This is a genomic window from Brooklawnia sp. (genome assembly GCF_032229645.1).
GTDB lineage: Bacteria > Actinomycetota > Actinomycetes > Propionibacteriales > Propionibacteriaceae > Brooklawnia.
This window is the reverse complement of record NZ_JAVTWX010000013.1, coordinates 17,892-19,484: the sequence shown is the minus strand read 5'-3', so window position 1 is coordinate 19,484 and position 1,593 is coordinate 17,892. Positions and strand designations below refer to the sequence as shown.

The following is a 1,593-nucleotide window of genomic DNA, read 5'->3' as shown; positions in this document are numbered from 1 at the left end:
CTGAACCCGCTGATTAAGAGTCAGCTGCTCTGCCAGTTGAGCTAGCGGTGCGCGCGAGAAATAACTGTAGCGCAACTCCCCAGCGATGTGAAATCGCGCGGCAGCCTCACAGATAGAGCCCGGTCTCACCATTCTGAACGCGTTCCGCAGCCACCGCGTGCACATCGCGTTCCCGCAGCAGCAGGTAGGTCTTGCCCTGCAACTCGACCTCGGCCCGCTCGGCGGGATCGAAGAGCACCCGATCGCCGAGCTTTACGGTGCGCACGCTGGACCCGATGGCCAAGACCTTTGCCCAGGCGAGCCTGCGTCCCATCTGAACGGTTGCGGGAATCAGGATGCCCCCGGTGCTGCGCCGCTCGCCCGCCTCATCGTCCGCATCCACCAGAATCCGGTCATGGAGCATCCGAATCGGGAGCACCGAGAGACTCGATTCGCCCGCGCCGGCTTTCGGTGCTCCCTCCGGGTCACCGTCGAGGTCCGGGTTTTCGCTGCCCTGGCCCTCTGGGCTCACTTGGTGACCTTCCGGAAGAGACCAGAAACCCCTGTAGCAACCCCGACAGCAGCCACAACACCCACGGCGATCAGCGCGATGGTGCCGATGTGATCCCAGCGGACGCCAGCCTCGTCCACAAAGTAACGGCGCGTCTCGTCGACGGTGTCGTAGATGGCCTGCTTCGTATCCTTGACAGTCTTCTTGACCTCGTCTTCGGCATGGTTCTTGATCGCTGTCGGGTGTACCTCCGACACCAGACCCGCAATGCCGACAGTCATTGCATGCCGTGAAGCGGCGATGTCAGCCCGGATCTGCTCCGGCGTACGTTCCCTCGAGGCCACGATGCCCTCCCGATTGTCCGATGGTCACTGCGGAACTCAGCCTATTCCCTCCGCGCGGCTCGTTGCACGATCTACGGATGCCGCACTGTTCATCGAATGTCACTAATGTGAGGCACATGAGTCAACTGGTTACTGGAGAGGCTGCGCCTGCCTTCACCCTGCCCGACGCGGACGGGAAGCTGGTGTCGCTTTCGGACTTCGCCGGACGCAAAGTAGTCGTCTACTTCTATCCCGCGGCGATGACGCCCGGATGCACCACACAAGCCGTCGATTTCACCGATGCGCGTGACGACTTCCTGCATGCCGGCATCGACGTGATCGGCGTCTCACCGGATGCTCCCGACAAGCTGGCCGTATTCCGCGAGCGCAAGGGGTTGAAGGTCACGCTCCTCTCGGACGAATCCCGCGAGACTCTGCATAGTTATGGTGCCTGGGGCACGAAGGTGCTGTATGGCAAGTCGCTGGAGGGTGTACTACGTTCGACTTTCCTGATCGACGTGGACGATCAGGGCGAAGGCACGATTGAGCTCGCTCAGTACAACGTCCGCGCAACCGGCCATGTCGACCGACTCCGGCGCGACCTGGGGTTGCTGCACTTGTAGACTGGGCCCGCTTCCCCGCTTGGGGTTGCGCCGGAGTGGTGGAATTGGCAGACACGCAGGATTTAGGTTCCTGTGCCCGCAAGGGCGTGAGAGTTCGAGTCTCTTCTCCGGCACAGACGATTGAGACGAGCGGGCTGCGAGCTTGCTCGCGAGTCCC

The 1,593-nt window shown here is 62.3% G+C and carries 3 protein-coding genes and 1 tRNA gene; 2 read left to right on the top strand and 2 right to left on the bottom strand.

The window, feature by feature from the left end; genetic code table 11:
• Positions 1 to 106: 106 nt before the first annotated feature.
• Together AAFP05_RS00730 and AAFP05_RS00725 are read right to left on the bottom strand one after the other, a co-directional pair.
• Complete coding sequence (locus tag AAFP05_RS00730) at positions 107 to 403, bottom strand: co-chaperone GroES (protein ID WP_341727934.1); 297 nt, start codon at positions 401 to 403, stop codon at positions 107 to 109.
• Between the two features lie 104 nt (positions 404 to 507).
• Complete coding sequence (locus AAFP05_RS00725; RefSeq protein ID WP_341727933.1) at positions 508 to 834, bottom strand: DUF3618 domain-containing protein; 327 nt, start codon at positions 832 to 834, stop codon at positions 508 to 510.
• 116 nt (positions 835 to 950) lie between these two features.
• Here AAFP05_RS00725 and bcp point away from each other — a divergent pair, with 116 nt between their 5' ends.
• Both bcp and AAFP05_RS00715 read left to right on the top strand, forming a co-directional pair.
• Positions 951 to 1,436: a thioredoxin-dependent thiol peroxidase gene (gene bcp / locus AAFP05_RS00720; protein WP_341727932.1), complete on the top strand. Its 486-nt coding sequence runs from the start codon at positions 951 to 953 to the stop codon at positions 1,434 to 1,436.
• 29 nt (positions 1,437 to 1,465) lie between these two features.
• Positions 1,466 to 1,549: transfer RNA gene (locus AAFP05_RS00715), tRNA-Leu, on the top strand.
• The last annotated feature ends 44 nt before the right edge of the window (positions 1,550 to 1,593 follow it).